We start from the raw sequence: 24,242 nt of genomic DNA on the forward strand, positions 1-24,242 counted from the left end.
TCAGATCACCGGGCGGGCCGGCCGCATCCGCACCGCGAGCGCGTAGATCAGCGCGGACAGCGCCAGCACGGCCAGGAACGACCAGTCGAACGAGATCACCCCGCTGCCGCCCTCGAAGGTGGTCAGCGCGCTCACGATGCCCAGCCCCACCAGCCATGGCAGCAGCCAGGCGGCGGCCATCCAGTGCTCGCGCCGGGCCCGGATGGCGCCCCGGGCCTGCTGGATGAGCAGCAGCACCACCCCGACCACCGTGGCGAGCAGCAGCTTCTCCACGGTCTTCCAGCCGCTCCAGATCACGATCAGGTTGGCCGCGTAGAACGCCAGGAACGGGATCAGGTCCCCGCCCCAGGTGCGGAACGGGCGGGGCTGGTCGGGGAGCTGGCGGCGCAGCGCGGCGTGCGCGATGGGCCCGGTGCCGTAGGACAGCACGGCCGCCGAGGTGATGAACGAGACGAAGGTCTGCCAGCCGGGGAACGGCATGAACAGCAGCAGGCCGATCGCGGTCGCGACCAGGATGCCGATCCACGGCACGCCGTGGCGGTTGAGCCGGGCCATCGGGCTGGGCAGCGCGCCGTTCTCGGCCATGCCGTAGGAGATCCGTGAGGTCATCATGGCCCAGCTCAGCCCGCAGTCGGCGGGGGAGACGATCGCGTCGATGTAGAGCAGCGCGGCCACCCAACCCAGGCCGAGCAGGGTGGCCAGCCCGGCCAGCGGCCCGAAGTCGTTCGGGAAGCCGAGCTTCGACCAACCGTTCGCCAGCGCCTCGGCCGGCAGCCCGCACAGGAAGGCCAGCTCCAGCAGAAAGTACAGCAACGAGGTGATGCCCAGGCCGAGCAGCATCGCCCTGGGCACGTTGCGGCCAGGGTTGCGGACCTCACCGGCCACCGCGACCGGCTGCTGGAAGCCGGTGTAGGCGAACGCCACGCCCCCGGAGGCGATCGCGGTGAGCAGCCCGCTCAGCCCGCTCGGGGCGAACCCACCGAACGCGGTCAGCCGGTCCGGGTGGAACGCGGTTGCGAAGAACGACACGGCCACCGCCAGCATGACGAACAGCTTGAACACCATGATCCCGTTGTTGGCGCGCATGAACCACCGCACGCCGACCAGGTTGATCACGGCGAACAGGATGAGCATCAGCGCCGCGATCACGTACCCCGGGCCGGTCAGCACCGTGACACCGTTGACCTTGTGGGTCAGGAACGGCAGGTAGTTCGTGGCGTACTCCAGCGCCGCCTCGACCTCGATGGCCGGGAACGTGACGGCGCCCAGGTAGATGATCCAGCCGACCATCGCGCCGGCCACCGTCCCGAAGGCGTAGTGCGGGAAACGCACCACCCCACCGGACACCGGGAACATCGCGCCCAGCTCGGCGTAGCACAGCGCGAGCAGGCCGAACAGCACGGCGGCCAGCGGCCAGGCCAGGATCGCGGCCGGGCCGGCCAGCTTTGCCGCGGCCAGCGGCCCGAACAGCCAGCCGGAGCCGATGATCGAGGCCATGGCGGCGAACACCAGGCTGAACAGCCCGATGCTGCGGGGCATCTCCTGCCGCTGGGACGGCCCGTCGGTGGCCGTGTGCTGGGTGGAAAACTCGGGACTCGAGTCCGTCATCAGGCTGCTCCTCGCGCGCGGCCGGGCCGCGGCACGTCGTTGATCCCGCCTCCGTCACCTGTCAGAGTGGTGACGTGATCCGGCTGAGCCCCCCTCGGACCCAACCGGGGCATTATTCACAACCACCGGACAGAGCGCACTCCGGAATGGACAGGAGATTTGACGAGTGAGCACGGTCGTCACACCGGACCTGGAGATTGCCTGCGAGACCAGCGGACCGGAGGACGGGAACCCGCTGGTCGCGGTGCACGGCTGGCCGGATGACCCGCACTGTTGGGATGCGGTGCTACCGGGGTTGCACGCCGCCGGGTACCGGGTGTTCCGGCCCTACCTGAGAGGCTTCGGCGCCACCCGTTTCCGCGATCCGGACAAGGTGCGCAGCGGCCAGATCGGGGCGCTGGGCAAAGACCTCGCCGACCTGCTCGACGCGCTCGACCTGCGAGACGTCGTCCTTGTCGGTCACGATTGGGGGGCGCGGGCCTCCTATGTGGTCGGCGCGCTGTTTCCGGAACGGGTACGGCGCATTGTCGCCATCTCCGCCGGACACGCCACGAACCGGCCCGACGCCGCGCTCAGTTGGACGCTCACGCACGCCTACTGGTACGAGTGGTTCGTCGCCACCGAGCGTGGCCGTAACGCCATGCACGACGACCGGCGCGCGTTCTGTCACTACCTGTGGAAAACCTGGTCGCCGACCTGGACGTTCGAATCCTCGCAATTCGAACGGGCCGCGCGGGCCTGGGACAACGAGGACTGGCCCGCGATCACCGTCCACGCCTACCTGCACCGCTGGGGCGAGGCCGCCGGGGACCCCGCGTACGACGAGATCGAGCGGCGGCTGGCCGAGCCGGCCCCGGTGCTGCGCCCCACGCTGGTCGTGCACGGGGCCGACGACGCGGACAACCTCCCGGAGACCACCGAGGGCAAGGAGCACCTGTTCCGCGCCGGCTACCGGCGGGTGCTGCTCGACGGGGTCGGCCACTTCCCGCCCCGGGAGGCCCCGGCGGCGGTCACCGAGGCCATCCTGGGGTCGTAACGCCGCTCAGGGGTGGTGCACCTCGATGGTGTCGTGGCTGTCCCGGTAGCTGGTGTCGTTGTGCGAGTTGGTCTGCTCGTGGGTGTCGGTGCGGGTGGCGTCCTCGTACTCGGAGCGGACGCTGGTGTCGTTGTAGGTCTGGTCGGTCTGCTGGTCGGCGTACCCGTGGTCGCCGGCCGAGTTGACGGCGTTGTCGCCGGAGCCGGAGTTGCGCACCGCCGTGTCGGTGTCGTTGGCGTCGCGGTCGGTGTAGGTGTCGCCCCGGACGCCCAGTGCCCCGCCGTCATCGAAGCGGACGCCCTGGAAGCCGGTGCCGAGGGCCTCGCCCGTGCCGAAGGCCGTCGAGTTGTGGTTGCCGGTCACCGCCTGGTCGCCCTGGCCGACCAGGTTCGCGTCGCCCGAGGTGACGGTGTCGTCGGCGATGGTGCCGCCGGTGCCCACCGAGCCGTCGCCGGTGGCCAGCACCGGGTCGTTGTCCACGACCTGGTCGAAGTTCCCGTCGTGGTCGTAATAGTGGTCGTGGTGGCCGCGGCCGGTGTCGATGTCCTGGTCGACCGAGTTGTCCAACTCGGTCTCGTGTCGTTCGATCGCCTTCTGGTTCTCCTCGAAGTAACCGCGAAGGTAATGCGCGCCGCCGTCATCGCTGTGGTGGTTCGAGTGGCGTGGCGGTGGGAAGTGCGCGCTCTGGGAGAAGTTCGAATGGTTATCGTCCGCGATCAGTGATAACGCGTCCTGAACGTCCGCGCTGGATACGTTACGGAATCCGTGGTCTTCGGCGTAACCGTCCGGATCGGCCAGAAACGCCTCGCGGGCGTCCGGGTCACGGAGTAGGCCTTCGATCCAGCTCATCAGCGGGGTGGCCATGGTCGGTCGAACCTCCAGAAGACTTGTCGCGGGCCGCTCGTCGCCGTTCTGTCACATTTCTCGATTGCCGGTGACTTTCGTGACAAAAAGCGTAAAGCGGCCCGCGACGGTCGTCGTGGATGGCTCGCCGGAAACGCAGCCCTTAGGGTGAAGCGGCCCCGGTCGTGTGATTAAGGCAGATGATTTGTCAGAATCCGACGCTCAGGCAGCCGGCCCGTGCGCCCGCCGTTCCCGCCTTTCCCGGGCCGGTCTGGGTGGAGTCGGCGTGGATGACCACCGATGCCGCGCGGGCGTTGCTGAACACCCAGGGCACGGTCGTCGCGGCGGTGGCGTTGCCCTGCGCGTCGGTGGTGAAGTCCAGCCAGATCTCGTTGCGCGGGTTGGCGTAGTTGGGGTCGACCGAGGGCTTCACCGGGTCGGTCTCGTGCTGGAAGTGCGGCCCGGCGTCGTCGCCCTTCGGGCCGCACGGCATGGCGTGCGCGTGCGCCCCGTAGGCCCGGTTGGGCACCAGGCCACGCACGTTGAGGGTGACGGTGGTGGAGCCGTCGTAGATGTACTCCGCGACGACCATCTTGGCGCCGTTCGGGACCAGGGTCTTGTCGTAGTTGCTCGCGGCGTCGTCCGTGCCGAAGGTGGCGCCGACGGCGGTCTGCCCGGGGTTGGTCGCCGAGGAGTGCTGGTGCGTGGGCGGCTGCGACGGCTGCGAGGAAGGCGCCTGGGTCGCGCACCCGGCAGCGAGCCCGGCGGCGAGCAGCGCGCCGGCGAAGACTAAGAGGGGAGGGGAAAGCGAACGCATGAAGCCATCATCTGACTACCGGCCGTGTCTAGCCCCTACCGGGGGACAAAGCCACCGGATCGGGTAGCAAGTGCCGTGCAAACGAGGTCGTCTTACCCGTCTTCGGCGCCCAGGCGGCGCCCGCCCCCGGGGTGCGGGGTGTCCCCGCAAGGCACAGCGTCGTCGACCGAAGGTCGTCGCCCCCGATACAAACCCGGTATCGGGGGCTCCGAATCAGACACAGCCTTGCGGTTGCCCGGGTGCGGGTGTCCCGCGGGGACACAGCACCTGGATCACCGAATCCGGGCAAGGAACCTCGTTTGCACGACACTGGACGGGGATGAGGCGGCGCCCGCCGAGGCCAGGGAGTGGGTGCCTCGGCGGGGCGCCGGCGCCGCCTCAGGTCGTCATCGTCATGTCGCCGCCGACGCGCCCACGGTTGCCGGCGGGGCGGGGAAGCCGCCGACGGCCAGCTCGTAGGCGTGCGCGATCCGTAGCACGGTGGCGTCGTCGAAGTGCTTGCCGACCAGCATGAGCCCGGCCGGCAGGCCGTTGACCAGCTCGGTCGGCACGCTGATCGCCGGGTGCCCGGTCACGTCGAACGGGGAGGTGTTGGCGAGCATGGACAGCGCGCGCGGCAGGTAGTCCGCCACCGGCGCGTCCAGGCCGAGCAGCTCCTTGGCGGTGTAGGGCAGGGTGGGCATGGCCAGCACGTCGTAGTCGGCCAGCGCCGCGTCGTAGGCCTTGCGCACCTCCAGGACCAGGTTGCGCGCCATCGCGTAGTACCGGCCCCGGCCCTGCTCGAACGCGTGCCGGCCGGTCATGGCGACGAACTTGAGCGTCTTGGACATCTCGGCGGCCCGTTCGCGGCGCTGGCGGCCGTAGTAGGCGATCAGCTCCGGGTCGTAGAGGCCCTGGTGGTTCATGCCGTACCCGTTGCCGTCGATCATCTGGAAGGCGGCGCCCTCGGTGATCACGACGTCCCAGACGGCCTGCGCGTCGCGGTGCCAGGGGACCGAGACCGGCTCGGCGGCCAGGCCCGCCGACCGGAGCACCTCGATCGCGGCCCGGACCGCCTCGTCCACGGCCGGGTCCGCCTCGGCGGTACCGAAGCCCTCGGTGAGGATCCCGATGCGCAGCCCGTCCACCGGCCGCTGCAGCTCGGCCAGGTAGTCCACCTCGGGCAGCGTGGTCGGCTGGCGCGGGTCCAGGCCGTCCACGCCGGCGAGCACCTGGAGCATCAGCGCGGCGTCGGCCACGGTGCGGGTGATCGGGCCGATGTGGTCGACGGTCTGCTCGATGGGGAACGCCCCGGTGTACGGCACCAGCCCGTGGGTCGGCTTGTGGCCGACGGTGCCGCTGAACGAGCTCGGGATGCGCACCGAGCCGCCCTGGTCGCCGCCGGTGGACAGGTCCACGGCGCCGGACGCGACCAGCGCCGCGCTGCCGCTGGAGGAGCCGCCGGCGTTGCGGGTCGGGTCCCACGGGTTGCGCACCGGCCCCGGCCGCGAGGTGAAGCTCCCGCCGGAGAAGCAGAGGTCCTCGCAGACCGCCTTGCCGGTGACGGTGGCGCCGGCGGCGAGCAGCCGGCTGACCACCGTGGCGTCCCTGGACGGGACGAACCCCTCCAGGGTGCTCGAACCGTTCATCATCGGCACGCCCGCGACGGCCGTGTTGTCCTTGATCGCGACGGTGCGGCCGGCCAGCGGGCCGGAGTCGGTCTCGGTGATCGAGGTCGTCACGTACCAGGCGCCCAGCGGGTTCTCCGCCTCGGTCGGCCGGGTCCAGGCGCGCTCGGGCGGGGCCGGCGCGATCTCGGCGTAGCGGCGCTCGACGGTGGCCCAGTCGCCCAGGCCGCCCTCGACGAACGGCGCGTACTCGGCGAGCTCGGACTCGGAAAGGCCGAGGCCGTAGTGGTCGTTCAGGGCGGCCAGCTGAGCCGGAGTGGGGGGTGGGATGGGCACGCCTGTCCTCCGTGGATAGGTCGGGTGGTGTGCCGAAACCTAGGAGTGGTCGGCGTTACATGTCAACGAGTCTCGACGGGTCGACACGGTATTTTGTGCACCTTACAAAGCGAACTTCGGCTCCAGCTCGCCGTGCACCGCCTCCGCGAGGTACAGGCGCTGGTGGGGCTTGCCGGGGCCGTCCATCGCGACGTTGCCGCGCGGGAAGTCGAAGGCGCCCGAGCGCATCTGCCGGGCCACCGCGTCCGGTTCGGTGGTGCGGGCGCTGTGCACCGCGGCCACCCACATGTGCAGCGCCTCGTGCACCGTCTCGCTCAGCGTGGACAGCGGCGGCGCCCACGGCCCGTAGCCGTCGCGGTAGCGGCGGACCAGCGCCTTGTTCTGGTCGCTGGGCAGCCGCTGGAAGTAGGCGGACGCGCCGTAGATGCCGGTCGAGGCGGCCGGGCCGATCCGCTCCATGGTGGACTCGTCGATGGCCAGCGCCAGCGTGCGGCAGCGCTCCCGCACGCCCATCGCGTGGCACTGCCGCTCGAAGGCCGCCGCGTCGGCGCCGACGAAGGTGGACAGCACCACGTCCGCCCCCGAGGCGAGGATCGCGTCGATCACCGGGCTGAAGTCCTGCGAGCCCAGCGGCGCGAACCGCTCGCCGACCAGCTTGGCGCCCTGGTGCGGCAGCACCGAGCGGGCGGCGGTGTGCGCGTGTCGCGGCCAGTTGTAGTCGTTGCCGGCCAGGAACCAGCGGTTCCCGCCGGCCTCGCGCATCAGCGGCTTGGCGGCCGCCGCGAGCTGGTGGCCGGGCCGCTCGCCGAGCTGGATGCGCAGCCGGTCCGCGAGGCCGCCCTCGTTCATCACCGCGTGCACCAACAGCACGTCCGCCCCGCGCAATGCCTCCGACACCTCGGCGAAGGTCGCGGACGTGGTCGTGGCGAAGATCGTCCGGCAGCCGCCCCGGACCAGCCGCCACGCCTCGGCGACGCCGGTGTCGGGGTTGGTGCCGTCGTCGCCGACCATCAGCGTGGCGGGCTTGCCGAGGATGCCGCCGTCGGCGTTGATCTCGTCGACGGTCATGGTGGCGACGTTGTCGGTGGCCGCGGCGAACACGCTGCCCGGGCCCGACTTGCTGGTCAGCAGGCCGATCCGGGGCCCCGCCTGATCCGCCCGGTCGGCCAGCACGTGGCCCCGGCGGCGGATCAGCCACTCCAGCCCGCGCTCGTCGATCTCGGCGTTGAGCCGGACCCTGGTGCCGGCGCCGTCCGGGTCGAACCGCAGCCGCAGCCGGCCCCGCCACGGCTGGTCGTGGGTGATCTCGATGCGGCCGGGGCGGCGGACCTTGGAGATGCGCCCGAGGATGTCCACCGGCGCCGCGGCGGCACCGTCGAGCGGGGCGCGCAGCGTGATCACCGCGCCGACCTCGACCCGGTCGCAGGCGGCGTCGAACACCCAGCCGGCGTTGCCGGTACCGAACAGGTCGAAGACCGCGGCCGGTGGAACGTTGATCCGCTCCTCCGCGGTCAACGCCAGCGTGCCCATTACCCGGCGTGGCTGCGCGCGGCCGCCCCGGCCTCCGCCGTCCGTTTCGCCTGGGCCAGCGAGTCCTGGAACAACGCCTGGAGCAGGGTGAGCACGTCGCGGGCCGTCCCGTTCGGGTTCAGCGAGTAGTACCGGAACCGGCCGGTGCGGCGCTCGGTGATCAGGCCGGCGTTGAGCAGCTTGCGCAGGTGGCTGGACACCGCCGTGCGGCCGACCCGGCTGACCTGCTCGGAGAGCTCGCCCGCGCTGAGCTCCTCGCGGTGCGAGAGCAACGCCAGGATCTCGCGCCGGACCGGGTCCGCGAGGGCGTCGAATGCGTGGTCAACGTCCACTTCGCCGAGCTCCTTCCGGCCACCGGATTCGATCTCTTCAGAGGGTATTCCACCCCATGTGTCAAGGGGTCGCGGGTCCCGCTGATGATCGGGTCAGGAACGCAGCTGTCCGAGCAGGCCGAGCGAGTCCTGGTGCGCCCAGGTCTCGGCGACCTTGCCGCCGGCGATCCGGTAGATGCGGATCGCTCCGAAGCGCACCGGCCGCCCGGTCGGCGGGATGTCCCGGAAGGCCCCGAGGTGGGTGCCGGCGAAGCTGAGCCGGGCGACCACCCGGTCGGCCTCCGCGATCAGGTCGTCGATGGTGATCCGCAGGTCGGGGAAGGCTCCGGTGAGCATGCTGTGCAGCCCCTCGGCCTCGGGGCGGGTGTCGTCGACCCAGAACTCGGGCAGCCGCTCGATGCTCCCGGCGTTCCACACCTGCTCGATCATCTCGCGGACCAGGGTCTTGTTGGCCTCGGTGGACATGGCGCCTCCTCGGGGTGCTTGCTAGGACACGTGTCCTGAAATATTAGGACAGATGTCCTGATCGCACTAGGGTGGGAGCGGTGGCGATCGACGAGCCCTCTCCGAAGCAGCGGGACAAGCGCCGGCGGATCATCGAGGCGGCCCGGGAGGTGCTCGCGCGCGACGGGCTGGCCGGGTGCACGGCGCGCGCGGTCGCGGACGCCAGCCCGCTGACCAAGAGCGCGATCCACTACTACTTCGAGGACATCGACGAGATCATCGACCGGGCCATGGCCGCGCACGTGGACGCCATGCTGGTCTCGCTGCGCGAGGTCGCGGGCCGGCACGAGGATCCCGGCGAGCGGCTCTGGGCGGTGCTGTGGGCGTACCTGGCCACCTTCGCCGAGCGGCCACACGCGGCGTACCTGTGGTTCGAGTACTGGGTGGCCGCCGGCCGGCGCGGCTCCACCGGGGCCGCCGAGGCGCAGCTCGACAAGATGCGCGCGCTGCTGGCCGAGCTGCTCGCCGGCCAGGTGGCCGACCGCGAGGCCGCCGCGCGCGCCCTGCTGTCCTGGCTGCTGGGCAGCATCGTCCAGCAGCAGGTCCGTCCCCGGGCCGAGGCGGAGCTGCGCGCCGAGGCGGCCAGGCTGCTCGCCACCGGTGGTGAATGTTGAGTGCGCCTGTAGCGAATGCCCACCGATAACGTGGGCGCGAACCGGTAGCCGCTAATGGCATGTCCGAACAGGTATGGCGGCCATGTGAACAGGCATTGGATCTGCATGCGGACGCTGGGGATACTGCTGCGATGAGCGCCAGGTCACATCGCACGGTGTGAGAGGTCGCCGGGTTTTGGTAATCCGGTTCTCGCCGCAAAGGAGCAGGCAGTGTTTGGTTTTCCCACCACTTGTCGACCTTTTTCGCGGCGTGTGCTGGGAATTCTGCTGGCGGGTGCGCTTGCGTTGGTCGTTTCCGGCTGTGGCGCGCTCGTGCGGTCCGGCGTGGATGACGGCAAGGTCAAGATCGGGCTGTTCGCCCCCCAGTCCGGGGTCTTTGCCTCCTTCGGCCAGGACATGAAGCGCTCCTACGACCTGTACCTGAGCCGGCACGGCGGCAGGCTCGGCGGCCGGGAGGTCGAGACGGTGCTGGCCGACGAGGGTGCCACGCCGCAGACGGCGGTCACCGCGGCCCAGAAGGTGCTGCAGGCGGACCGGATCAGCGTGCTGACCGGCATCGTCAGCTCGGCCTCGGGGCTGGCGGTCCGCCCCATGGCCGAGGTCACCAGGACCCCCACGGTGATCACCGTCGCCGGCGCCGGGGCGCTCACGGGTTCGCGGGGTTCGGACTACGTCTGGCGGGTCGGCTTCGGGAATGCGCAGCCCAGCTACGCGCTCGGGAGGTCGCTCGCCGCGAAACCCGACCTGGTGGACAAGAAGTTCTTCCTGATCGCGCCCGGATTCGCCGGTGGCGCCGAGACCGTCGAAGGCTTCCGGCGGGGCTTCGTCGAGGGCGGCGGAAAGGTCGTCGGCCGGCACTTCACGGTGCTGGGCGAGACCTCGAACTTCCAGCCCGCCCTGCAGGCCGCGGTCCAGGCGGGCGCCGATGACGTGTTCGCCTTCTACGCCGGCTCGGAAGCCCTCGGTTTCATCCAGCAGTACAGGCGCTTCGGCTTCGCCGACCGGCTCGGCCTGTACGGGGCGGGCGACCTGTCCGACCCACACGTGCTGGCCTCCGCGGGAGCGGCCGCCGAGGGTGTGCAGGTGGCTCAGACCTGGTCCGCCGAGCTGGACACGCCGGCCAACAGGGCGTTCGTCACGGCGTACGAGGACGCCTACCACGCGGTGCCGAGCATCGCCTCGATGAACCAGTACGACGCGATGGTGGTGCTCGACCAGGCGGTGAGCGGGATCAGGGGGCCGGTCACCGACAAGGCCCTCATCGACGCGCTCAAGAACCTCGGCGAGGTGAGAAACAGTGTTCGTGGCCCCTGGACGTTCGACCCGAACCATCACGATCCCTATCAGACGATCTATTTGCTCAGGGTCGTCAAGGAGGGCGGCCGCTTTGTCAACAAGGTCGTCGGGGACCTGGGCAAGGTCGGTTTCGTCAACGTGGAATCGGACGTCTGAACGGGAGTCGGTGAAATGTTCATCACCTTTCTGAACGGCCTGGCGCTGGCCGGGCTCCTGTTCAGCCTGGCGGTCGGGTTCTCGCTGATTTTCGGCCTGATGCGAATCGTGAACCTGGCTCACGGGGCGCTGTTCCTCATAGGTTCGTACGTCACCTACGGGCTGACCAGCAGCCAGCTCGAGAACGGCACGGTGGGTCGCTTCCTGCTCGCGGTCGTGGCCGCCACGGCGTTGACGGCCCTGCTCGGAACGCTGCTCATGCGGTTGATCGAACCGCTGCTCGGCCGGGGGTTCTTCGACCAGGCCCTGCTCACGCTGGGGATCGCCCTGCTGGTGGCGTTCACGCTGCAGGAGACCTTCGGCAAGTACACCAACACGATCTACCCACCGGCCGCCTGGAGCGGCAGCGTCTCGCTCCCCGGCGGGTCCTACCCGGTGTACAACCTGGGCCTGATCGTGGTCGGCCTGTGCATCGCGGTCGGGACGTACGTGGTCATCGAGCGAACCAAGCTGGGCGCGCTGGTCCGCTCGACCGTGTCGGATCGGGGCATGGTGCGGGCGATGGGGATCAACGCCCGCCGCATCACCTACGTCACGTTCGCCGCAGGCGCCGCGCTCGCGGGGTTCGCCGGGGCGATCAGCTTTCCGTTCTTCGCGACCGCCCCCGGCGTCGACAACCAGGTGTTGCTCCAGGCGCTGGCGGTGGTGGTGATCGGCGGGCTCGGCTCCATTCGCGGCGCCGCGGTGGGCGCCCTGCTGGTGGGCGAGGTGCAGTCGGTGGGGACCCTGCTCGGCCCCGTGGTGTCGCCGTACCTGCTGTTCGGGCTGATGCTGGTCGTCCTCGCCGTGCGGCCGAGGGGGATCTTCGGCGTGCCGGTCAGCGAGATGCGCACCGAGCCGACCTCGAAGGCTCGGTTGAACCTGCCGTGGAGCGGCGGTCACGGTCGCGCGGGCGGCGCCGCGCTGGTGGCGGTGGCGGTGGCCCTGCTGCTGTTCCCGTTCATCGGTTCCACGTTCGCCCTGCTGCGGGCCAGCGAGATCATCAGCTTCGGCCTGCTGGCGGTCAGCCTGGACCTGCTGGTCGGCCTGGGTGGCATGGGCTCGCTCGGCCACGCCGCGTTCTACGGGGTCGGCGCGTACCTCTCGGTGAAGCTCGGGGCCGAGCTGACGGACAAGGCGCTGCCGCTGCTGCTGTTCGCCGGGCTCGGCGCCGCCGCCGCGGCCGCCGCCACGGGCTGGATAGCCGTGCGCAGCCGTGCCGTCTACTTCGTCATGATCACGCTGGCGATCGGGCAGCTCTTCGAGGAGGTCGCGGCGAACGGCGGCGGGCTCACCGGGGCGACCAACGGGTTGGTCGGCACCCCCATCGACGTTCCCGACCTCGGGTTGCTCGACGGCCTGCCGCCCGTGGTCGTCAGCTACTGGTACGTCGTCGTCATCGCGGCGGTGCTGTTCCTCGCGGTCTGGCGGATCTCGGTCTCGCCGTTCGGCCGGGCGCTGCGCGGCCTGCGCGACAACGAGGACCGGATGGCCGCGCTCGGCTACCCGGTCATGCGCTACCGCTACGGCGCCTTCGTCCTGGCCGCCGGGATCGCCGGGATGGCCGGGTCGCTGGCGGTGGTGCAGTTCCCGTTCGCGTCACCGGAGCTGCTCGGTTTCAACACGATGACCTACCTGCTGATCGCGGTGGTCATCGGTGGCGCCGGATCGGTCTGGGGCGGTTTCCTGGGCGCGGCGGTGGTGGTCTACGTGAACAGCGTGCTGGCGAACCAGCTGCAGGGCTACTCCCAGCTGCTGCTCGGGCTCACCTTCGTGGCCCTGGTCTACGTGCTGCCGGGCGGGTGCGCCTCGCTGGCGGACCGGCTGCGCCGGCGCGGGCCGAGCCCGTCGGCCCCTGCCCGGCCGAGGGTGGAGGTGCCGGCGTGAGCGCGGCACCCGTCCTGGAGCTCCACGGGCTGACCAAACGCTACGGCGCCATCACCGCCAACGCCGGCGTCTCGCTGGCCGTGCGGGCCGGCGCCCGGCACGCCCTGATCGGTCCCAACGGGGCGGGCAAGTCGACGCTGTTCGCCATGGTGGCCGGCTCGCTGCCGGTGACGGCGGGCGCCATCTCGTTCCTCGGCGAGGACATCACGCGGCTGCCCAGGCACGCGCGGGTGGCCCGGGGGCTCACCGCCACCTTCCAGCACTCCAGCCTGTTCGCGTCCGGGACCGCGGCCGACAACGTCGCGCTCGCGGTCCAGCGCCGGCTCGGCCTGAGCGCCCGGCTCGCGCGCCCCGCCGACCGGTTCGCCGACATCGACACGGCGGTCGGCGAGCAGCTGCGGGCCGTCGGCCTGGACCGCCGGCGGGACACCCCGGTGCACAGCCTCTCGCACGGTGAACGCCGCCAGCTGGAGGTCGCGCTCGCGCTGGCCACCCGGCCTCGGCTGCTCCTGCTGGACGAGCCCACCGCGGGGATGTCGCCCTCGGAGAGCGACCGGTTCGTCGCGTTGATCGGGTCGCTGCCCGAGGACATGACGATCCTGATCGTGGAGCACGACATGAACGTCGTCTTCCGGCTCGCCACCCACCTCACGGTGCTGCACCTGGGCTCGCTGCTCGCGGACGGCCGGCCCGAGGAGATCCGGCAGCGGCGGGACGTGCAGGCCGCCTACCTGGGCGACGGCGCCGGCGAGGACCTGTTCACCGAGCCGTCGACCAGCCGCGCCGGAGCCGCCTGATGGAACCCTTGCTGCAGGTCCGGGACGTGTCCTCGGGCTATGACGGGTCCACCGTGCTCAACGGGGCCGAGCTCACCGTGAACCGGGGCGAGGTCGTCGCGCTGCTCGGCCGCAACGGGGTCGGGAAGACCACGCTGATCAGCACGATCATGGGGTTCATCCGGCCGTCCGCCGGCGAGATCGTGCTGGGCGGGACGCGGATCGACCGGCTGCCCGTCGAGAAGATCGCCGGCGCGGGCGTCGGGCTGGTGCCGCAGGGCAGGCGGATCTTCCCGGACCTCACCGTCGAGGAGTGCCTGCGCATCTCGGTGCGGCGCCGGCAGTGGCCGGGCGTCGAGCGGTGGACCGTCGACAAGGTCTACGACCTGCTCCCTCGCCTGAAGGAGCGCGCCGGCAACCGCGGCGACCAGCTGTCCGGGGGCGAGCAGCAGATGCTCGCGATCGGGCGGGCGCTGCTGGGGAACCCCCGGCTGATCCTGATGGACGAACCCTCGGACGGCCTGGCGCCGACGGTCACCGCCCACATCGCGGACACGCTGACCGCCTTGAGCGCCACCGGACTGTCGGCGTTGCTGGTCGAGCAGGACCTGCGTACCGCCTTCGGCGCCGCGAGCCGGATCTGCGTGCTGGAGAAGGGCGCCGTCGTGCACGAGTCCTCGGTGGCGGAGTTCCGCCGGGACCCGGTGCGGGCCAAGGCGCTGCTGGGCATCGGCTCCGACGAACACACCACACACGGGAAGGAGCGTGACGACATGAGCACATCGGCCCTCTCGCTGCCGCCGGGGTTCGCCGACCTCGAGGAGTACGCCGAGGACTGGGCGCTGCCCACCCAGCGGATGCGCAACGACAAGCGGACCTCGTCGACGATCGAGGAGCTGGATGCGTTCTACAACGTCGTGTTGCCCAGGGTGCAGGCGATCGCGGCGTACGTCGACAGGTACCCACTGTCCGCGATGCCGGCCCACGCCGTGCGGCTGCTGGACCTGGCCCGGATGCTCATGGAGATCGCCCCGGCCGTCGAGGTGATGCGCTCGCCCGACGTGGTGTGCGACTACCCCCGGGAGCGGCTGGTCATCCACGACACCCCCGTCGGGTACACGCTCGCCCCGGACACGGCCGAGGAGGCACAGGCATGACCGTGGACAACGACACCCGGACCGACCCCGGCATCGACCTGACCGGCCCCGCGACCCCGTGGAACGACAGGTACCCGTTCCTGGGCACCGGACCGGTCGACGTGAGCGGATACCTGTCCGAGGAGGCCTTCGACGAGGAACGCCGGGGCATCTTCGGTGCGTACTGGCTGATGGTCGGGCACGTCTCACAGATCCCCGGGCCGGGCGACTACTTCGAGACCAACATCGAGGTCCGGTCCAGCTCACTGATCATCACGCGGGACCGCCGGGGCACCGTGCACGCGCTGCGCAACATCTGCCGGCACCGGGGCAGCAAGGTGGTCTCCGGTTGCGGGAACGCCAAGGTGCTCAACTGTCCGTTCCACGGCTGGACCTACGGCCTGGACGGCCGGCTGCGCGGGGTGCCGGACAGGGAGCAGTTCTTCGACCTGGAGCTCGCGGAGAACGGCCTGTTCACCGTGCACTGCGAGGTCTGGAACGGGTTCATCTTCGTGAACCTGGCGGAGAGCCCGGAGCGGACGCTGGCCGAGCAGCTGGACGGGTTCGCCACCGAGTACCGGGACTACCCGTTCGACAGGATGACCTGCGGCGGGCGGTGGTCGAGCACGCTGGACGTCAACTGGCGGGTGTTCCAGGACCAGTTCCAGGAGGGGTACCACGTCGCGGTGGTGCACACCGGGACGTTCCCGGAGGTGTTCAACGGCCGGCTGAACCCCAACAGCCGCCCGTCCGACTTCACCATCAACGGGTTGAACCGCCGGATCTCCTTCGCCATCAACACCGAGTACCAGCCGACCCCCGTCGAGCAGCTGTCCGCCGAGATCGGCACCACGTTCGGGGCCGGTGTCGGGATGACCGGCGCCAACCCCGCCGGGATCGCGAACTGGGCGTTCGACGTGAACGGGGTCTTCCCGAACACACTGATCGACCCGTCGGACGGCTTCTTCTTCGGCCATCAGTTCTGGCCGATCGCGCCGGGACGGACCCGGTGGGAGGGCTTCCTCTATGTCATGCCCGCCACCAGGCCCAGCGAGCTGATCAGCCAGGAGCAGACCTACATCCTGATCAGGGACGCCTGGCGGGAGGACATGGAGCTGGCCGAGACGATCCACCGGTCGATCGCCTCCGGGGCGTTGCGCGAGTTCCGTTTCTCCGACCCAGAGATCGCCTGTCGGCACAGCCACTACGCGGTCAACCAGGCGCTGGGGAGGGGCGTGTGAGCGACCGCCCGGTGTTGTGCAAGCTCGCCGACTTCGACGAGGAGTACCCGATCGTCCGGGCCGAGGTGCCCGGCTTCCCGCCGCTGGCGGTGTACCGGGTGGGGGCGGAGGTCTACTGCACCGACGACACCTGCTCGCACGGCCAGGCGTCGCTGTCCGAGGGCGACCTGGAGGACCACACGGTCATCTGCCCGTTCCACGGCGGGGAGTTCGACGTGCGCACCGGCGAGGCGACCGGGCGACCGTGCTTCCTGGCGATCGGCAGCTATCCGGTGGCGGTCGAGGGCGACGAGGTCGTGCTGCTCGCGCCGGTCCCGGCCGATGGCTAGCGCCGTCTCCTCGGTGACGGTGGTCGGTGCCGGCGTCGCGGGGCTGCGGGTGTGCGAGGGGCTGCGCGAACGTGGCTTCGACGGCCGGATCACGCTGGTCGGCGACGAGGTCGAGCCGCCGTACGACAGGCCCAAGCTGTCCAAGGAGGTGCTGCTGCGCCCGCCCGGGGAGGTCGACCCTCGGCTGGTTCCCGAGCACGTGCTCGCGGGCCTCGGGCTCGACCTGGTGCTCGGGGTGCGCGCCGAACGGCTGGACCCGCGCGGCCGGCGGGTGGTGCTCTCGGACGGGCGCGCCCTGGTCGGCGACCGCGTGGTGCTCGCCTGCGGAGCCCGGGCCGGCCAGCTGCCCGGGGTACCGGACGACCCTCGGATCCGTACCCTGCGATCCCTGTCCGACGCGGTCGCGCTGCGCAAGGCGCTCGACGCCGGAGGCCACCTGGTCATCGTCGGCGGCGGGTTCATCGGCGCCGAGGTCGCCGCGTCCGCCCGGCTGCTCGACCGAGCGGTCACCGTCGTGGACGCCGTCGAGCTCCCGTTCGCCCGGATCCTGGGCGCCGAGCTCGCCGGCCGGCTGCGGCGCATCCACCGGGAGCGGGGCGTCGAGATGGTCACCGGGCGAGGGGTCACGTCGGTCGGGGCCGACCGTGACGCCGTCCGGGTCGGGCTCGCCGGCGGCGGCGCGGTGCGCGGTGACCATCTGCTGGTCGCGGTGGGCGCGCGGCCCCGGGTGGACTGGCTGCACGGCTGCGGGCTGGCGCTGGACGACGGCGTCCTGGTGGACGCCCACCACCGCACGACGGTGCCCGAGGTGCTCGCCTGCGGTGACGTGGCGAACGTCCGGGCGGCCGACGGAGACCGGCGCAGCGAGCACTGGTTCGCCGCGGCCGAGCAGGCGGAGATCGTCGCGCGGACCATCGTCGGGGACATGACACCGCCGCCGGGCTCGGACCACTACTTCTGGTCCGACTTCTACGACCACCACCTCGATGTCGCCGGCGAACCCACCCTGGCCGACCGGGCGACGCTGGTGGACGACGAGAACGGCGGTGCCGTGCTGGAGATGCGGCGGGGCGACACCCTGGTCGCGGTGGCGGCGCTGGACGCCGGGCGCCGGTTCCGGCGGCTGCGCCGCACGCTGCCGGGGGCGGCCCGGTGAGTGGCCCGGTGAGTGGCCCGGTGAGTGGCCCGGTGAGTGGCATGGCGCTGGTCGGCACGACCGGGGGAGACATCGTCATCACGCTGTTCGGCGACAAGGCTCCGCGCACGGTCCGGCGGTTCACCGAGATCGCCACCGGGACGGTGCCGAACTCCAGCCGGGTGGCCGCCTCGGACGGCACCCGCCGGCTGTACAACGGGGTCCGGCTGTACCGGGTGGCCGCCGGGTTCGTGACCCACACCGGGCTGCCGGCGGCGGCCGCGGATTTCCTGGCTCCTCCCGTCGGGCCGCCCGACCGCCCCGGCCGAGGCTTCGACGCGCCGTTCCTGGTCGGCTTGGCACGGACCGAGGAGTTCTGCCGGTTCTTCATCACCACCCGGCCGACGCCGTGGATGAACGGCCAGCACGCGCTGCTCGGCGAGCTGCTCGACGAGCCGAGCCGGAAGGTGGTCGAGTCGATCGGGTCGCTCAGGCCCGGCGACCGTGAGCCGGTGACGATCGTGGACGTGCGCACGGGGGAGGCGCGATGAGGCTGATGCTGCTCGGCACGGCCGGTGGCCCGATGCCCTCGCCCGATCGCGGCGCGCCCGCGCAGGCCATCGTGGTGGACGGCCGCTGCTACGTGGTGGACGCCGGGAACGGGGTCGCCTACCGGCTGCTGGCCGCCGGGCTGGGCCTGGACTCGCTCGCGGCCGTCTTCCTGACCCACCACCACATCGACCACAGCGCCGACCTGGGGAACCTGGTCACCCTGGCCTGGTCGACCCACCACCTCGGCTCCGTCGTGGTGGCCGGGCCGCCGCCGCTGGCGTCGTTCGTCGAGCACCACCTCGCGATGCACGCCGACGACATCGCCGAGCGCGAGTCCTACGGGCGGGCCGGCCTGGGTGGGCTGCTCGACGTCCGCGAGACGCGCGGGGGAGTGGTGCACCGGGACGGCGACCTGACCGTCACCGCCGCGACCGTCGCGCACGCCCCCGGACTGCACTCGCTGGCCTACCGGTTCGAGACGCCCGGGCGGACCGTGGTGATCTCGGGCGACACCGCCCCGTGCGACAGCGTCGTCGATCTTGCCGCCCGGGCGGACGTCCTGGTGCACGAGGCGTACCTGCCGGAACGGCTGCTCGCCGTCGTCGCGGCGGGCGGGGCCGACCCGACCCGCGTGACCGAGGCGTTCGAGCGGATCCACACCACCGCCGAACAGGCCGGGGCGATCGCGGCCATGGCCGGGGTGTCCACGCTGGTGCTCAGCCATCTGATCCCCGCCACGGGAGCGCCGGACGCGGAATGGATCGAGGCGGCCGGCCGCCATTTCGACGGCGAGATCATCGTCGGGTCCGATCTCGCCGAGCTGTGAACGCCAGGAGGGAGCACGAGGTGGACGACGGGCTGAACGGATTCCTGCGGGCGGCCGGCGAGGCGGTCGGCCCGAGGTGGGTGGACGACTCGCGGCGGGCTCGGGACGGCTACGGGGCCAGCGAGCTGCCCGCCGGCCCGGTGCCACCGGCGGCGGTGGTGCGGCCCGGTTCGACCGACGAGGTGCGGGCGGTGGTGCGGCTGGCCAACGAGTACGGCGTCACCCTGCATCCGATCAGCACCGGCCAGAACCTCGGCCTCGGCGGCACCGTCGCGGCGCGGCCGGGCAACGTGGTGCTGGACCTGGGACACCGGATGAACCGGATCCTGGAGTTCGACGAGACGCTGCGGTACGTCGTCGTCGAACCGGGCGTCACCTACCAGGCGCTGGCCGACTTCCTCGTCGAGCAGGGCGACCACCTGATGTGCGACACCACGTCGGGCCCGCCGGCGGGCGGCCCGCTGGGCAACACCCTGGACAAGGGCGGCGGCTACACCCCGGCCGCCGACCACTTCGGCAACTCCTGCGGCCTGGAGGTCGTGCTCGGGGACGGCCGGCTGTTGCGGACCTCGGACGGGGCGGTGCCCGACTCCCGCACCTGGCACCTGGCGAAGTACGGCCTCGGCCCGTTCCTCGACGGCCTGTTCCTGCAGTCCAACTACGGGATCGTGACGCGGATGGGCATCTGGCTGCAGCCGAGGCCACCGGTGATCAGGTCGTTCTTCTTCGTCTATCCCGAGGACGACGACATCGCCGAGATCGTGGAGATCGTGCGTGACCTTCGGCTGAACGGGACGGTCCCGACCGCCATCAAGGCGACCGGTGACCTCTACTCGCTGGCCTCGCGGATCCCCTACCCCGGCGAGCGGCCGATCAGCGACGACACCCGCAAGCAGTTGCACGGCGAGTACGGCGTCGGCGCCTGGATCGTCAGCGGGGCGCTCTACGGAGCCTCGCGGGACGATGTCGAGCCCCGGCTCGCCACGGTCCGCTCGCTGTTCGAGGCGACCGGAAAGGCGCGGTACGTCGCGCACGAGGAGGCCTGGGAGGACCCCGGGCTGAAGATCCACATCGACACCTACGGCGGCCGCCCCACCGCCGAGGAGACGAAGATGCTGAACTGGCGCGGCGGTGGCCTGGTGTCCCTGACGCCGTCCACCCCGATGATCGGCTCGGTGGCACGACAGCACCAGCGCCTCTCGCGGGACATCCTCGCCCGGCACCGGATCGACACCTGCATCGACTACATCTTCGCCGGCCGGGCCTCGCGCGGCCTGCACAGCATCATGTTCGATCCCTCGGATCCCGAGGAATGCCGCGACGTCGCGACCGCCTGCACGGAGTTTCGGTCCGCCTACGCCGAGGCGGGCTACCCGTGCGGCCGGGTACCTGCCGACATGCAGGCCAGCGAGATGGGCCACCGAGACGCGACCTTCCGGTCGGTCCTGCACGACCTCAAGCGCGTCCTCGACCCCCTCGGTGTGCTGTCGCCGGGCCGGTACGGCATCGGCTGAACTGTGCGACGATCCGGCGGGTGAAGGCGCGCGCGCTGGTCTTCGACCTGTTCGGGGACTACCTGCGGTACCGGGGCGGGGAGGTCCGGCTGCGCGGGCTGATCGCGCTGATGGACTGCTTCGAGGTGCCGGCGAGCACGGTGCGGGTGCTGGCCACCCGGCTGCGCGCGGAGGGGTGGCTGGAGAGCAGGCGGGACGGGCGGGAGACCAGCTACCTGCTCACCGACGCGACCTGGCGGCTGCTGGACCAGGGCCGCTCGCGGATCTTCGACCGGGTCGACGGGCCGTGGGACGGGCGCTGGCACGTGGTGCTCTACTCGGTGCCGGAGAGCGAGCGGGGGCTGCGGGAGCGGCTGCGCAAGAAGCTGTCCTGGCACGGCTTCGGGCCGCTGGCGCCGTCGGTCTGGCTGAGCCCGCACGACCGCGTGGAGCGGCTGCGCGCCGATCTCGCCGAGCTGCCGCCGATCCGGCTGGACGTGTTCCGGTCCCGGTCCGAGGGGCGGGCGGAGGACCGGGACGTGGCGGCCCGGGCCTGGGACCTGGACGGGCTCAACCGGGACTACGCGGCGCTGCTGGCCACCTACCGGCCCCGGCTGGACCGGTACCGGGCCGGGCTGCCCGCGCGGGAGGCGCTGGTGGAACGGATGCGGCTGGTCTACGACTATCGGAAGTTCCCGTTCCGGGATCCTGACCTGCCGGCCGAGCTGCTTCCGGACGGGTGGTTGGGCGGCGCGGCGCACCGGGTGTTCCTGGAGGCCCACGAGCTGTTGCGGGCACCGGCCGAAAGCTGCGTGGGCGGGCTGCTGGGCGACAACGGAAGTTCCAAAATGTAGACGACCGACGCTGGAACGTTGTAGGTTTCGCCGTGGGAGCGTGATGCGGATGTCCGAGACGAGGATGCGCATCGCCGTGGTCGGTGGCGGCCCCGGCGGGTTGTTCCTGGCCACCCTGCTGCGGCGGGCCGACCCGGGGTTCGCGGTGACGGTGTTCGAGCGGAACCGGGCGGACGACACGTTCGGCTTCGGCGTGGTGTTCTCCGACCGCACCCTGGCCGGCATCCACGCCGCCGACCCGGTGGTGCGCGAGGCGTTGGCCCGGCACGGGCGGCACTGGGACGACATCGAGGTGCGGCTGAAGGGGGAGCGGATCCGCTGCGGCGGCAACGGGATGGCCGCCATCGCCCGGCGCACCCTGCTCGCGCTGCTCCAGGACCGGGCGCATGAGGCCGGCGCCGAGCTGCGGTTCGAGCACGAGGTCGAGCTGGACGACCTGGACGGCTACGACCTGGTGGTGGCCGCCGACGGCACCGGCTCGCGGATCCGGGAGCGGCTGGCCGAGCGGCTGCGGCCCAGCGTGCACACCGCCGCCGCGAAGTTCATCTGGTTCGGCACCGACTACATGTTCGACGGGCTGACGTTCGTGCACGAGCGGAGCCCGCACGGGGTGTTCGCCGTGCACGGCTACCCGATCAGTGCGGACGTCAGCACCTTCATCGTGGAGACCGACGAGGCGTCCTGGCGGGCCGCCGGGCTGGACGGCTTCGACGACGACGCCCCGCCGGGCCGTTCGGACCTGGTGTCCAAGGCGTACCTGGAGGAGCTGTTCGCCGGGCAGATCGACGGGCGCCGGCTGCTGGTGAACAACTCCCGGTGGGGCAACTTCCGCACCCGGCGCACCGAGCGCTGGTGGACCCGCGAGCCCCGGCCGGTGGCGCTGCTCGGCGACGCCGCGCACACCGCGCACTTCTCGGTCGGCTCGGGCACCAAGATGGCCATGGAGGACGCGGTCGCGCTGTCCTCGGCCCTGTGTGCGCACCCCGGCGACCTGGGCGAGGCGCTGGCCGCCTACCAGGACGCCGCCCAGCCGTCGGTGGACGCGATCCAGGACTCGGCGCGGCCGTCGCTGAGCTGGTGGGAGCACTTCGGGCGCTATCACGACGCGTTCGAGCCGTGGCAGTTCGCGTTCCACTTCCTGTCCCGCAGCATCACCGACGCCCGGCTGGCCCGGCGCGCGCCCGGGTTCGTGCGGGCCACCCACGCGGCGTGGCGGGCGCGCCACGGCGCCGAGCCGCTGGACAGCCCGCTGCGGGTGAACGGGCACGAGCTGCCCGGCCGGCTGGTCAACGGCGAGCCGCCGGGCACCATCCGGCTGCGCGCGCCCTCGGACGAGGCAGGCCTTCCGGCCGCCCGTGAGCTGCTGGCCAGCGCCGTCGCCGCCGGGGCAGGGCTGGTCGCGGTGCACGGCGGCACCTCGCTGAACCGCATGCTGCTGACCGAGGAGGCCCGACTGGTGTACGGCGTACCGAGCCTGCTGGTGGACCACGAGCTGGACACCGACCGCGCGGTGACCGCCGTGCTGTCCGGCCGGGCCGACCTGGTGGCCCGCTGATGCCCGCCCCGATCGCCGAGGGCACCGTCCCGTGGCCGGCCGAGTTCGCGCGCCGCTACCTGGCCGCCGGGTACTGGGCCGGCCGCCCGCTCGGCGACCTGCTGCGCGAGGCCGCCGACCGCACCCCGCACGCGCCCGCGCTGGTCGACGGCGCCACCCGGTTCGACCACGCCGAGCTGGCCGACCGCGCCGCCGCGGCCGCCGCGCGGCTGCGCGGGCTCGGGCTGGCCGCCGGCGACCGGATGGTGGTGCAGCTGCCCAACGGCTGGGAGTTCGTGGTGCTCACGCTGGCCTGCCTGCGCGCGGGCGTCGTGCCGGTCATGGCGCTGCCCGCGCACCGGCGTACCGAGCTGTCCCACCTGGTCGGGCACGCCGAGGCGGCCGCCATCGCGGTGCCCGACACGCTGGCCGGGTTCGACCACCAGCGGCTCGCGCACGAGCTGGGGGTGCGCCGCGTGCTGGTGGCCGGCGACGAGCTCGCGCCGGGCAGCCTCGACCTGCGCGCGCTGTGTGCTCCAGGTCAGGACGCTCCAGGTCAGGGCGCTCCGGGACCCGGCCTGGGGCCGACGGAGCTGCACGGCGCGGACGTGGCGGTGTTCCTGCTGTCCGGCGGCACCACCGGGCTGCCCAAGCTGATCGCCCGCACCCACGACGACTACGCGTACAACGCGCGCGCCAGCGCCGAGGTGGCCGGCGTCGGCCCGGACACCGTCTACCTGGTGAACCTGCCGGCCGGGCACAACTTCCCGCTGGCCTGCCCCGGCATCCTCGGCACGCTGCTGGCCGGCGGAAAGGTGGTGCTGGTGCCCTCGCCGGAGCCGGCGCGCGCGTTCGCCACCATCGCCGCCGAGGGCGTCACGCACACCGCCGCGGTGCCCGCCGTCGCGGCGCGGTGGCTGGAGCACGCGGTGGCCCACGGCGCCGGGCAGCTGCGCACGCTGCGAGTGCTGCAGGTGGGCGGCGCCCGGATGCCCGACGAGCTGGCCTGGCGGGTCCGCCCGGTGCTCGGCGCGACGCTGCAGCAGGTGTTCGGCATGGCCGAGGGCCTGCTCAACTACACCCGGCTGGACGACCCGGAGGAGGTCATCTGCACCACCCAGGGCCGGCCGATGTGCCCGGCCGACGAGGTGCGCCTCGTCGACGAGCAGGACCGGGACGTGCCGGACGGGGAGGCGGGCTCGCTGCTGACCCGGGGCCCGTACACCCCGCGCGGCTACTACCGCGCCCCGGAGCAGAACGCCCGCGCGTTCACCCCGGACGGCTGGTACCGCAGCGGCGACATCTGCCGGCGCACCCGGGACGGCAACCTGCTGGTCGAGGGCAGGGACAAGGACCAGATCAACAGGGCCGGCGAGAAGATCTCCGCCGAGGAGGTGGAGAACCTGGTCTACCGGCTGCCCTCGGTCGCCCAGGTGGCCGCCGTCGCGATGCCCGACCCGGACCTGGGCGAACGGGTCTGCGTGTACGTGGTGGGACGGCCGGGCGCCGAGCCGACCCTGGACGAGGTGCGGGCGTCCATGGAGCGCGCCGGGGTCGCCAGGTTCAAGCTGCCCGAGCGCTTGGTCCTGGTCGACGAGCTGCCGGTCACCAAGGTCGGCAAGATCGACAAGAAGGCGCTGCGGGCGGACATCGCCCGCCGCCTCACCGCCGAGCCCGACATGGCACGCCGGGGGTAACGACCGCGCTCCGACCGGCCTGTGCTGTGATGCGCAACGACGCGGCTTCGCCGGGCCGCCTCGG

The 24,242-nt window shown here is 71.9% G+C and carries 22 protein-coding genes; 15 read left to right on the forward strand and 7 right to left on the reverse strand.

The genetic code is table 11. The features are described 5' to 3' along the window. A complete protein-coding gene (locus N912_RS48710; RefSeq protein ID WP_051579426.1) occupies positions 1-1,608 on the reverse strand; it encodes an APC family permease in 1,608 nt (535 codons plus the stop codon). A gap of 166 nt (positions 1,609-1,774) precedes the next feature. Here N912_RS48710 and N912_RS0101070 point away from each other — a divergent pair, with 166 nt between their 5' ends. Next, positions 1,775-2,644, forward strand: a complete 870-nt coding sequence (locus tag N912_RS0101070; protein WP_028920964.1) for an alpha/beta fold hydrolase — start codon at positions 1,775-1,777, stop codon at positions 2,642-2,644. Positions 2,645-2,650: 6 nt separating this feature from the next. Here N912_RS0101070 and N912_RS0101075 read toward each other — a convergent pair whose 3' ends face one another. The 6 genes from N912_RS0101075 to N912_RS48715 form a co-directional block, all read right to left on the reverse strand. After that, positions 2,651-3,508 carry an IniB N-terminal domain-containing protein gene (locus tag N912_RS0101075; protein ID WP_028920965.1) on the reverse strand — a complete coding sequence of 286 codons (858 nt, stop codon included), beginning with the start codon at positions 3,506-3,508 and terminating at the stop codon, positions 2,651-2,653. 187 nt (positions 3,509-3,695) lie between these two features. Further along, a complete protein-coding gene (locus N912_RS0101080; RefSeq protein WP_028920966.1) occupies positions 3,696-4,304 on the reverse strand; it encodes a superoxide dismutase family protein in 609 nt (202 codons plus the stop codon). Positions 4,305-4,696: 392 nt separating this feature from the next. Continuing rightward, entirely contained in the window at positions 4,697-6,247 is a 1,551-nt protein-coding gene (locus tag N912_RS0101085; protein WP_028920967.1) for an amidase, read from the reverse strand. A gap of 102 nt (positions 6,248-6,349) precedes the next feature. Next, positions 6,350-7,777 (reverse strand): ABC transporter substrate-binding protein, encoded by a 1,428-nt coding sequence (locus tag N912_RS0101090; RefSeq protein ID WP_028920968.1) that lies wholly within the window; start codon positions 7,775-7,777, stop codon positions 6,350-6,352. Beyond that, the gene (locus N912_RS0101095) at positions 7,777-8,109 is read right to left on the reverse strand and encodes a metalloregulator ArsR/SmtB family transcription factor (protein WP_028920969.1); all 333 of its coding nucleotides are present in this window, start codon (positions 8,107-8,109) and stop codon (positions 7,777-7,779) included. The genes N912_RS0101090 and N912_RS0101095 overlap by 1 nt, the downstream gene beginning before the upstream one ends. A 93-nt stretch (positions 8,110-8,202) precedes the next feature. Beyond that, on the reverse strand, positions 8,203-8,574 hold the full coding sequence (locus N912_RS48715; RefSeq protein ID WP_037062603.1) for an ester cyclase: 372 nt from the start codon (positions 8,572-8,574) through the stop codon (positions 8,203-8,205). An 80-nt stretch (positions 8,575-8,654) separates the two neighbouring features. On the opposite strand from N912_RS48715, the gene N912_RS48720 reads away from it, so the two are divergent. The 14 genes from N912_RS48720 to N912_RS0101170 all read left to right on the forward strand — a co-directional run bounded on the left by N912_RS48720 (position 8,655) and on the right by N912_RS0101170 (position 24,178). Beyond that, positions 8,655-9,227, forward strand: coding sequence for a TetR/AcrR family transcriptional regulator (locus N912_RS48720; protein WP_245645144.1), 573 nt, complete (start codon positions 8,655-8,657; stop codon positions 9,225-9,227). A 312-nt stretch (positions 9,228-9,539) separates the two neighbouring features. Beyond that, positions 9,540-10,679 carry an ABC transporter substrate-binding protein gene (locus tag N912_RS0101110; protein ID WP_028920970.1) on the forward strand — a complete coding sequence of 380 codons (1,140 nt, stop codon included), beginning with the start codon at positions 9,540-9,542 and terminating at the stop codon, positions 10,677-10,679. Between the two features lie 15 nt (positions 10,680-10,694). Continuing rightward, the gene (locus N912_RS0101115; RefSeq protein WP_028920971.1) at positions 10,695-12,605 is read left to right on the forward strand and encodes an ABC transporter permease; all 1,911 of its coding nucleotides are present in this window, start codon (positions 10,695-10,697) and stop codon (positions 12,603-12,605) included. Continuing rightward, complete coding sequence (locus N912_RS48725) at positions 12,602-13,402, forward strand: ABC transporter ATP-binding protein (protein WP_051579903.1); 801 nt, start codon at positions 12,602-12,604, stop codon at positions 13,400-13,402. Before N912_RS0101115 ends, N912_RS48725 begins: the two co-directional genes overlap by 4 nt. Beyond that, complete coding sequence (locus N912_RS61470) at positions 13,402-14,538, forward strand: ABC transporter ATP-binding protein (protein ID WP_064745126.1); 1,137 nt, start codon at positions 13,402-13,404, stop codon at positions 14,536-14,538. The genes N912_RS48725 and N912_RS61470 overlap by 1 nt, the downstream gene beginning before the upstream one ends. After that, positions 14,535-15,758 carry an aromatic ring-hydroxylating oxygenase subunit alpha gene (locus tag N912_RS0101130; RefSeq protein ID WP_028920972.1) on the forward strand — a complete coding sequence of 408 codons (1,224 nt, stop codon included), beginning with the start codon at positions 14,535-14,537 and terminating at the stop codon, positions 15,756-15,758. Before N912_RS61470 ends, N912_RS0101130 begins: the two co-directional genes overlap by 4 nt. After that, the gene (locus N912_RS48735) at positions 15,755-16,087 is read left to right on the forward strand and encodes a non-heme iron oxygenase ferredoxin subunit (protein ID WP_037062605.1); all 333 of its coding nucleotides are present in this window, start codon (positions 15,755-15,757) and stop codon (positions 16,085-16,087) included. The genes N912_RS0101130 and N912_RS48735 overlap by 4 nt, the downstream gene beginning before the upstream one ends. Further along, the gene (locus tag N912_RS0101140; RefSeq protein WP_037062606.1) at positions 16,080-17,243 is read left to right on the forward strand and encodes an NAD(P)/FAD-dependent oxidoreductase; all 1,164 of its coding nucleotides are present in this window, start codon (positions 16,080-16,082) and stop codon (positions 17,241-17,243) included. Before N912_RS48735 ends, N912_RS0101140 begins: the two co-directional genes overlap by 8 nt. Positions 17,244-17,284: 41 nt before the next feature. Continuing rightward, on the forward strand, positions 17,285-17,773 hold the full coding sequence (locus N912_RS0101145) for a peptidylprolyl isomerase (protein WP_028920974.1): 489 nt from the start codon (positions 17,285-17,287) through the stop codon (positions 17,771-17,773). Then, positions 17,770-18,600 carry an MBL fold metallo-hydrolase gene (locus tag N912_RS48740; protein ID WP_037062607.1) on the forward strand — a complete coding sequence of 277 codons (831 nt, stop codon included), beginning with the start codon at positions 17,770-17,772 and terminating at the stop codon, positions 18,598-18,600. Before N912_RS0101145 ends, N912_RS48740 begins: the two co-directional genes overlap by 4 nt. 20 nt (positions 18,601-18,620) lie before the next feature. Beyond that, on the forward strand, positions 18,621-20,114 hold the full coding sequence (locus tag N912_RS0101155; RefSeq protein ID WP_028920975.1) for an FAD-binding oxidoreductase: 1,494 nt from the start codon (positions 18,621-18,623) through the stop codon (positions 20,112-20,114). 20 nt (positions 20,115-20,134) lie between these two features. Continuing rightward, positions 20,135-20,947, forward strand: coding sequence for a PaaX family transcriptional regulator (locus N912_RS0101160; RefSeq protein ID WP_028920976.1), 813 nt, complete (start codon positions 20,135-20,137; stop codon positions 20,945-20,947). 49 nt (positions 20,948-20,996) lie between these two features. After that, the gene (locus N912_RS0101165; RefSeq protein WP_245645145.1) at positions 20,997-22,502 is read left to right on the forward strand and encodes an FAD-dependent monooxygenase; all 1,506 of its coding nucleotides are present in this window, start codon (positions 20,997-20,999) and stop codon (positions 22,500-22,502) included. Then, positions 22,502-24,178 carry a (2,3-dihydroxybenzoyl)adenylate synthase gene (locus tag N912_RS0101170; RefSeq protein ID WP_028920978.1) on the forward strand — a complete coding sequence of 559 codons (1,677 nt, stop codon included), beginning with the start codon at positions 22,502-22,504 and terminating at the stop codon, positions 24,176-24,178. Before N912_RS0101165 ends, N912_RS0101170 begins: the two co-directional genes overlap by 1 nt. The last annotated feature ends 64 nt before the right edge of the window (positions 24,179-24,242 follow it).

Source organism: Actinospineispora acaciae DSM 45401 (assembly GCF_000620785.1).
Classification (GTDB): domain Bacteria; phylum Actinomycetota; class Actinomycetes; order Mycobacteriales; family Pseudonocardiaceae; genus Pseudonocardia; species Pseudonocardia acaciae.

Excerpts from the sequence above, each read along its gene's own strand:
- N912_RS48710 (WP_051579426.1), bottom strand. The coding sequence starts at position 1,608 with ATGACGGACTCGAGTCCCGAGTTTTCCACCCAGCACACGGCCACCGAC.
- N912_RS0101075 (WP_028920965.1), bottom strand. The coding sequence starts at position 3,508 with ATGGCCACCCCGCTGATGAGCTGGATCGAAGGCCTACTCCGTGACCCG.
- N912_RS0101080 (WP_028920966.1), bottom strand. The coding sequence starts at position 4,304 with ATGCGTTCGCTTTCCCCTCCCCTCTTAGTCTTCGCCGGCGCGCTGCTC.
- N912_RS0101090 (WP_028920968.1), bottom strand. The coding sequence starts at position 7,777 with ATGGGCACGCTGGCGTTGACCGCGGAGGAGCGGATCAACGTTCCACCG.
- N912_RS48715 (WP_037062603.1), bottom strand. The coding sequence starts at position 8,574 with ATGTCCACCGAGGCCAACAAGACCCTGGTCCGCGAGATGATCGAGCAG.
- N912_RS0101115 (WP_028920971.1), top strand. The coding sequence starts at position 10,695 with ATGTTCATCACCTTTCTGAACGGCCTGGCGCTGGCCGGGCTCCTGTTC.
- N912_RS61470 (WP_064745126.1), top strand. The coding sequence starts at position 13,402 with ATGGAACCCTTGCTGCAGGTCCGGGACGTGTCCTCGGGCTATGACGGG.
- N912_RS0101130 (WP_028920972.1), top strand. The coding sequence starts at position 14,535 with ATGACCGTGGACAACGACACCCGGACCGACCCCGGCATCGACCTGACC.
- N912_RS0101140 (WP_037062606.1), top strand. The coding sequence starts at position 16,080 with ATGGCTAGCGCCGTCTCCTCGGTGACGGTGGTCGGTGCCGGCGTCGCG.
- N912_RS0101145 (WP_028920974.1), top strand. The coding sequence starts at position 17,285 with ATGGCGCTGGTCGGCACGACCGGGGGAGACATCGTCATCACGCTGTTC.
- N912_RS48740 (WP_037062607.1), top strand. The coding sequence starts at position 17,770 with ATGAGGCTGATGCTGCTCGGCACGGCCGGTGGCCCGATGCCCTCGCCC.
- N912_RS0101165 (WP_245645145.1), top strand. The coding sequence starts at position 20,997 with ATGTCCGAGACGAGGATGCGCATCGCCGTGGTCGGTGGCGGCCCCGGC.
- N912_RS0101170 (WP_028920978.1), top strand. The coding sequence starts at position 22,502 with ATGCCCGCCCCGATCGCCGAGGGCACCGTCCCGTGGCCGGCCGAGTTC.